Origin of the sequence: Pseudomonas migulae NBRC 103157, from assembly GCF_002091715.1 — a bacterium.
Taxonomy (GTDB): domain Bacteria; phylum Pseudomonadota; class Gammaproteobacteria; order Pseudomonadales; family Pseudomonadaceae; genus Aquipseudomonas; species Aquipseudomonas migulae_A.
In genome coordinates this window covers 122,798-129,610 of the sequence record NZ_BDAG01000016.1, presented here as the reverse complement: position 1 = coordinate 129,610, position 6,813 = coordinate 122,798, and the positions used below count along the sequence as shown (strand labels likewise).

6 protein-coding genes are annotated in these 6,813 nt (G+C 61.3%); all 6 read left to right on the top strand.

What is annotated here, in order from left to right; translation table 11 throughout:
- The first annotated feature begins 185 nt into the window (after nucleotides 1-185).
- The 6 genes from PMI01S_RS14600 to PMI01S_RS14575 all read left to right on the top strand — a co-directional run bounded on the left by PMI01S_RS14600 (nucleotide 186) and on the right by PMI01S_RS14575 (nucleotide 6,813).
- Nucleotides 186-1,034, top strand: a complete 849-nt coding sequence (locus PMI01S_RS14600) for a polysaccharide deacetylase family protein (RefSeq protein WP_084320707.1) — start codon at nucleotides 186-188, stop codon at nucleotides 1,032-1,034.
- Nucleotides 1,027-1,914 carry a polysaccharide deacetylase family protein gene (locus PMI01S_RS14595; RefSeq protein WP_084320706.1) on the top strand — a complete coding sequence of 296 codons (888 nt, stop codon included), beginning with the start codon at nucleotides 1,027-1,029 and terminating at the stop codon, nucleotides 1,912-1,914. Before PMI01S_RS14600 ends, PMI01S_RS14595 begins: the two co-directional genes overlap by 8 nt.
- Entirely contained in the window at nucleotides 1,911-3,260 is a 1,350-nt protein-coding gene (locus tag PMI01S_RS14590; protein ID WP_084320705.1) for an MmgE/PrpD family protein, read from the top strand. Before PMI01S_RS14595 ends, PMI01S_RS14590 begins: the two co-directional genes overlap by 4 nt.
- Before the next feature lie 151 nt (nucleotides 3,261-3,411).
- Nucleotides 3,412-4,590, top strand: a complete 1,179-nt coding sequence (locus tag PMI01S_RS14585; RefSeq protein WP_084320704.1) for an MFS transporter — start codon at nucleotides 3,412-3,414, stop codon at nucleotides 4,588-4,590.
- Nucleotides 4,591-4,749: 159 nt separating this feature from the next.
- Complete coding sequence (locus tag PMI01S_RS14580; RefSeq protein WP_084320703.1) at nucleotides 4,750-5,457, top strand: HPP family protein; 708 nt, start codon at nucleotides 4,750-4,752, stop codon at nucleotides 5,455-5,457.
- A gap of 249 nt (nucleotides 5,458-5,706) precedes the next feature.
- Nucleotides 5,707-6,813 (top strand): enoyl-CoA hydratase/isomerase family protein, encoded by a 1,107-nt coding sequence (locus PMI01S_RS14575; RefSeq protein ID WP_084320702.1) that lies wholly within the window; start codon nucleotides 5,707-5,709, stop codon nucleotides 6,811-6,813.

The window sequence follows — 6,813 nt, the reverse complement described above, 5'->3', positions numbered from 1 at the left end:
AAGCCGGCTCCTACGGGGTTATGGGTCGACCACAATAATTGTGATCGACCGAGACCTAATGTGGGAGCGGGCTTGCTCGCGAAGACGGCGCGTCAATCAACATACATGGCGCCTGACACACCGCCATCGCCAGCAAACCGATTCCCACACGTTGCGTTTCGACTATTGAGTACGGAGCACCACCAATGTCCTCCTCACCCCAGCCCACCTGGCCCGACCAGCACAAAGCCTGCCTTGCCCTGGCCTTCGACCTCGATGGCCCGACCGGCGATGCGATGCTCAACGGCTCGATCTGGCACAAGCCCGAATACTTCGGTTTCGGCGGTTACGGCCCTTACCGCGCACTGCCGCGGATTCTCGATCTGCTCGATGAGTTCCGGATACCGACCACCTTCTTCGTCCCGGCCTGGGTCGTGGAGAACTGGCCGAAACAGTGCCAGGCGATCGTCGAACGCGGGCATGAGGTGGCGTACCACGGCTACAAACACGAATCCTTTTACGCCCTGACGCTGGAACAGCAAAAGGACGTGATGAAAAAATCCCGAGAGGTGTTCTGGAAACACCTGAATATCCGCGCCGAAGGTTTCCGCACGCCGTCCGGCGACTGGCGGGCCGAGACGCCGGCGATGCTGGTGGAAGCCGGCGTGACCTATTCCAGCAGCATGCGCGGCGATGACCGTCCTTATCTGGTCAATGTCCCCGGCTTCGAAACGCCGCTGGTGGAAATCCCCGGTCGCTGGGAAATGGACGACTACGCCTCCCTCGCCTACACCCGTGCGCCGGACTTCCCTTCCGGGCTGGACCGCACCGCCAGTTATGAGCTGACCCTGGACAACTGGTGCCGCGAATACGACGGCGCCATGAATGAAGGGTTGTGCCTGACCACCCTGTTCCACCCCAAGATCACCGGCAAACCGGGACGCATCCTGTTGCTGGAAAAACTCTTCGAACACATGCGCCAGCGCGACGACGTGTGGTTCGCCACCTGCCGCGATGTCGCCCAGTGGTGGCTGAAGGAGCATCACCATGGCTGATTCCACTCTCTGGCCCAAAGGCTACCGCTGCGCCGTGGTGCTGACCGTCGACTACAACGACATCCACGGCATTCTCACCCAGGCGCCGGAAGTCGCCGGGCGCGACAAGACGCTCTCAGTCTGGCGTTACGGCACGCAACGCGGTGTCGACCGCTTGCTGGGCCTGTTCGAAGAACTGGGCGTGCGCAGCAGCTGGTTTGTCCCCGGCATCGTTGCCGAGGAAAACCCGGAACACATCCGGGCGATTCAGGCAGGTGGGCATGAGATTGCCTGCGCCGGGTATCGTCACCAGCACTACGACACCCTCGATCTGCAGCAGCAGAGCGCCGAAATCGCCCGTGGCTGCGAAGCGTTGAAAGCGCTGACCGGCCAGCGTCCGACCGGGTTTCGCATTCCCGCTGGCAACGGTGCGCCGGGGTTCATCGAGGCACTGCGGGATCAAGGCATTTGCTGGTCGTCTTCATGGCGTGGCGACGATTTGCCATTCGCTCATCCCACCGCGCACGACGTGATCGAGCTGCCCTTGCACTACGAACTGGAAGACGAACCTTACTTCGCCTTCAACCTGAGCCCGGCGGTGCCGCCGGCGCAATCGCGGATCGCTTCCTACAGCCACACCCTGGGCAATCTGCAAATGGACTTCGCCGGGTTTCACCGTTTCGGGCTCTGTTACGTGCTGCGCCTGCACCCCGAAATCATTGCCACGCCGGGGCGGATTGGCGTGTTGCGCGAGTTGCTGCAAAGCATTCAGCAGCACGACGACGTGTGGATCGCCACCGGCGTCGACGTCGCGCAATGGTGGGCTGAATCCGCGCCGCCCGTGGCCGAGGATCACCCGGCGTCGGTGTACGAGCGGCACTACCGGGATTACCTCCTATGACCGAACGTCTGCAACGACTGGCGCAGTTTTGCGTCGACACACGATTTGAAGACTTGCCACCGGCACTGGTGGAGCAAGCCACGCGGCACATCCTCGACACCTTTGGCGCGACGCTGGCCGGGGCTGGAAGCGACATGGCAAAGCAGGCGCGTCAGGTGTTCGAGGGCGAAAGCGGCACCACGCGGGTCTGGGGCTCGGAGGTGCGGGTCGGCGCCGCTCAGGCCGCCATGCTCAACGGCGTCGCCGCCCATGCGCTGGAACTGGATGACACCGGTGGCTGTGATCATTCCGGTGCTGTGGTGCTGCCGGCGGTGATGGCTGCGGTGTCGATGTGTGCAAGGCCTGTCAGCGGTCGTGAGTTGATCACCGCCGTGGTCATCGGCTACGACGTCGGCCGCCGCGTGCTCGAAGCCTGTGGTGGATATTCGGCGCACAACGGTGCCGGCTGGCACTCCACGGCGACCTGCGGCGTCTTCGGCGCAGCGGCCGCGAGTGGGCTCATTCTGGGTTTGAACGCCGAACAAATGGTGTCGGCACTGGGCATCGCCGGCAGTTTCAGCGGCGGATTGTGGGCCTTCATCCACGATGGCTCGCAAAGCAAAAAACTGCACAGCGGTCGCGCGGCAGAGGGTGGACTGCTCGCAGCGCGGTTTGCGCTGCAAGGCATCACGGGGCCGACGAAGTTATTCGATGACGTCTGGGGCGGATTTCTCAAGACCCTGGCCGTTGAAACGGCTCAACCAGAGGCGCTGGATGCAGATCTCGGGATCGTGTGGAAACTCGCCCGCTGTTCGATCAAGCCTTACGCCTCATGCCGAGGGACGCATTCGGCAATCGACGCGCTGGGGCTGTTGCTGGAACAACTGCAGGTCAGCGTCGATCAGATCGAGGACATCCAGGTATCGCTGTGCGGTTTCCTGCAGGACATGTGCGGCGCTCAGGACGTGAGCACGCTGGCGGCAGCGCAGATGAGCCTGCCGTACGCCCTCGCCGCCCGACTGGTGCATGGCCACTGCCGACTGGAAGCCTATGACGATGAACAGCGAAGCGATCCGCGGATTGCCCAGTGGATGTCGCGCATTCGCCTTGAAGTGGACCTGCAACTGTCAGAGGATGGCGAGCCTGTTGTCAGCGTGCTGACCGTGGACGGTCGGCGGGCGAGTCTTTGTGTCGATCCACCGTTGGGAGCGCCGGGGAATCCGTTGAGTGACGAGGCGCTGGAGGAGAAGTTTTTCAGTCTGGCGACGCGGGTGATGCCGAGGTCTCAGGCTGAGGAACTGATCGGGCAGTTGTGGCGGTTGGAAGCGCTGGAATCGGTTCGGTCGCTGGATCGGTGGCTGACTTGAATCTTGCGTTGTCTGTGCGGACATCTTCGCGAGCAAGCCCGCTCCCACATTTTGGAATGCGTTCCCTGTGGGAGCGGGCTTGCTCGCGAATGGCAGCGACTCGGTGTCGCGACGAACACTACAGAATCTGAATAAGGACATTTGCCCCGCCGTGGCCACTTACTCGCTCGTTATCCGCCGTTTGATGATCGTCTCGCTGACCATCGTCGTCAGCCGCGCCATCACCAGCCCGTTGCTCACGTTGTTCCTGAGCAACAAACTCGGGCTCAACCAACAGGACGTTGGCTTGCTGCTGGGTATCGCGGTGTTTATCGCCACCCTGCTCGCGCTCTACGGCGGCTACATCATCGACCGGCTCGAAAAGCGCCGGCTGCTGATCCTCGCCATGCTTTCCAGTGCCATCGGTTTCGTGCTGCTGACCTTCGCCGAAAATCTGTATTTGACCACCCTCACCCTGGTGATCACCGAAACGGCGTCGGCGCTGTTCCTGATCGGGTCCAAGGCGATCCTCAGCGAAAACCTGCCCGTGGGCCAGCGCGCCAAGGCCTTTTCATTGCGCTACACCCTGACCAACATCGGCTACGCCACCGGTCCGATGCTCGGTGTGGTGATTGCCGGGGTGTACCCGATCGCGCCGTTCCTGATTGCCGGCGCCATCGCGTTTTTCAGCATCTTTTTAATGAGTGGAATCCCTAGGGACTCGGCGCAGACACCCGCGATCGGTCAGCCACAGAGTTTCCTGAAAACCCTGATCACCCTGAAAAACGACCGTACGCTGATCATGTTTACCTGCGGCTGTCTGCTCAGCACCGTGGTCCACGGGCGTTTCACCCTGTACCTGTCGCAATACCTGCTGGTGACCCAAGACTCCAAGCGCGCCCTGGAAACCATGGCCGCCCTGCTCGCCTGCAACGCCATCAGCGTGATCCTGCTGCAATACCAGATCGGGCGTTTCCTCAAGCGCGAACAACTGCGCTATTGGATTGCCGGCGGTACCAGCCTGTTCATTCTCGGCCTGATCGGCTTCAGCCTGGCCGATAGCCTGGTGTCATGGTGCGTGGCGATGTTCATTTTCACCCTCGGCGAAATGATCATTTACCCCGCCGAATTCCTCTTCGTCGACACCCTGGCTCCAGAGGATTTGCGCGGCAGCTACTATGGCGCGCAGAACCTCGCGGCCCTCGGCGGCGCACTGAGCCCGGTGATTTGCGGTTTCCTGCTGATGCACACGCCGGCACCGACGATGTTTTATGCCCTGAGTGCACTGACCGCCATGGGCGGGTTCCTGTGTTTCATGAGTGGTCGCCGGGTCGGACTACAACAAAAATAATGCACTCAAACTGCATTAATATGAATTTGTCAGCATCCGGAATGAACGGCACACTGTGCCCCGTTCCTCCCCCAATTGTTGGAACACCTTCAAGGGCTTTCTGGGTATCCCAGGTAAGCCTTTTTTTTGCCTCGATTTTTTCAATGGGTCGTCTGCCAAATGCTTGCTCGCTGGTTACCTGCCGCCGTCAACACCCGCCCTTCCGAATGGAGCCGCGCCGCCATCGGCATGGCCTTGGGCACGATGTTCAGCGTCTGGCTCTGCTCCCAGGTATTCGGCATCGAAGTCGCGCAGCACCTGATCGGACCGTTGGGTGCTTCGGCGGTGCTGTTGTTCGCGGTGTCCTCCGGGGCGCTGGCACAACCCTGGTCGATACTCGGCGGCTACTTGAGCGCCGGGGTGATCGCGCTGCTGGTCGCTCATGTGCTCGGACGAACCCTTGGCAGCGCGTGCCTCGCCGCGGGCATGGCGCTGATCCTGATGTGCTGGCTGCGCTGCCTGCATCCGCCGGCCGGCGCATTGGCCCTGACGCTGGTGCTGGCCGATCCGGCGACCATCGCCCTGGACTGGAAAGCCCTCGCCCCGGTAATGCTCGGCGCCTCGACGATGCTGTTCAGCGCCCTGGTTTATAACAACCTGACGCGCATCCGTTACCCCAAGCGCGCCAGCGAACCGATGGCCGTGGTGCCTGCCGATCATCCGCCGATCGATCGGCGGGCCATCAACGCCGAGGACCTGAAGCTGGCCCTGGCGGACATGGAAGCCTTCTTCGACGTCACGCCGGAAGACCTTGAGCAACTGATCCATGCGAGTGAATTGCACGCCAAGCGCCGCAGCATTGGTGAAGTGCTGAGCAGTAGAACCTGACATAACACCGAACCCTGTGGGAGCGGGCTTGCTCGCGAAGAGGCCGGCTCATCCAGCATTAATGTTGACTGACACGCCCCCTTCGCGAGCAAGCCCACTCCCACAGTCGGTATTCGTGTCAGCCCTTGCAAATTTGCAGAAAGAACCTGCACGTATCCCGGTTGTACATCACAAATTTGCACTGTTACGATCCTGCATCGCTCGCACGCGAGCTTCTTTATAAAGAACAATAAAAGCAGGGAGTTAGTGATGACTGCTCAGGTTTCATTGAAGGGGACTTCGTCCACGGATGCCATGCAAAATGACGTGCTGGCCGAGGTTCGCAACCACATCGGTCACCTGACCCTCAATCGCCCCGCCGGTCTCAACGCGATCACTCTGGACATGGTCCGCCAACTGCACCGCCAACTCGACGCCTGGGCGGACGAACCGCAGGTTCACGCCGTGGTTTTGCGCGGCGCTGGCGAAAAAGCTTTCTGTGCCGGCGGTGACATTCGCTCGCTGTATGACAGCTTCAAGAACGGCGACACGCTGCACGAAGACTTCTTTGTCGAGGAATACGCCCTCGACCTCGCTATCCACCATTACTGCAAACCCGTACTCGCCCTGATGGACGGATTTGTCCTCGGCGGCGGCATGGGTCTGGTGCAAGGCGCCGATTTGCGGGTGGTCACCGAGAAAAGCCGTCTGGCGATGCCTGAAGTCGGCATCGGTTATTTCCCGGATGTAGGCGGCAGTTACTTCCTGCCGCGGATTCCTGGCGAGCTGGGTATTTACCTCGGGGTCAGCGGTGTGCAGATTCGGGCGGCGGATGCGCTCTATTGCGGGCTGGCCAACTGGTATCTGGACAGCGACAAACTGGTGGAGCTGGACGAGCAACTCGATCAACTGGCGTGGCACGACACGCCGCTAAAAGACCTGCAAAGCCTGCTGGCGCAACTCGCGGTGCAGCAATTGCCCGATGCGCCACTGAGCAAGTTGCGTCCGGCCATCGATCACTTCTTCGCCCTGCCCGACGTGCCGAGTATTGTTGAGCAACTGCGCGAAGTCACGGTTGCCGACAGCCATGAATGGGCCACGACCACAGCAGATCTGCTGGAAAGCCGTTCACCGCTGGCCATGGCTGTAACCCTGGAAATGCTGCGCCGCGGTCGGCACTTGAGCCTGGAAGACTGCTTCGCCCTTGAGCTGCACCTGGACCGTCAGTGGTTCGAGCGCGGCGACCTGATCGAAGGCGTGCGCGCCTTGCTGATCGACAAAGACAAGAGCCCGCGCTGGAACCCGCCGACCTTGCAGGCGCTGGATGCCGGGCATGTCGCGAGTTTCTTCACAGGGTTTGACCGGAGCGGGAGCTGA